The 276-nt window shown below is 33.7% G+C and carries 1 pseudogene; it reads left to right on the top strand.

Features of this window, described 5'->3' with window-relative positions:
* Positions 1 to 224: pseudogene (locus PL9631_RS25920) on the top strand (IS701 family transposase); the annotation flags it as partial.
* Between the last annotated feature and the right edge of the window lie 52 nt (positions 225 to 276).

The following is a 276-nucleotide window of genomic DNA, read 5'->3' as shown; positions in this document are numbered from 1 at the left end:
TACAGGAAAGCAATTCTGTTAAGTTTTCCAATCATCAACAATGGAATCAGAAAAGTGGATGGAAGAATGCTCTAAATAATCTGCGCTTAATTGTCCAACCTCTGTTACTATTGGGATTGATTTATCCCTGGTTAGATATTTTTCCTAACTCCGATTTGTTGCTGGGATTCAATCAACTCATTGGTATAATGAATGAATTTAAACCCTTTTATTCTTCTGGATAAATTAGTTGATTTACTACTAGCTTAATTCGGAGAGTGACAAAAGAGGGATATA

Origin of the sequence: Planktothrix paucivesiculata PCC 9631 (assembly GCF_900009265.2) — a bacterium.
GTDB classification, from domain to species: Bacteria; Cyanobacteriota; Cyanobacteriia; order Cyanobacteriales; family Microcoleaceae; genus Planktothrix; species Planktothrix paucivesiculata.
Note: the sequence above shows the minus strand (reverse complement) of the source record. Positions and strands in the feature narration are given on the sequence as shown.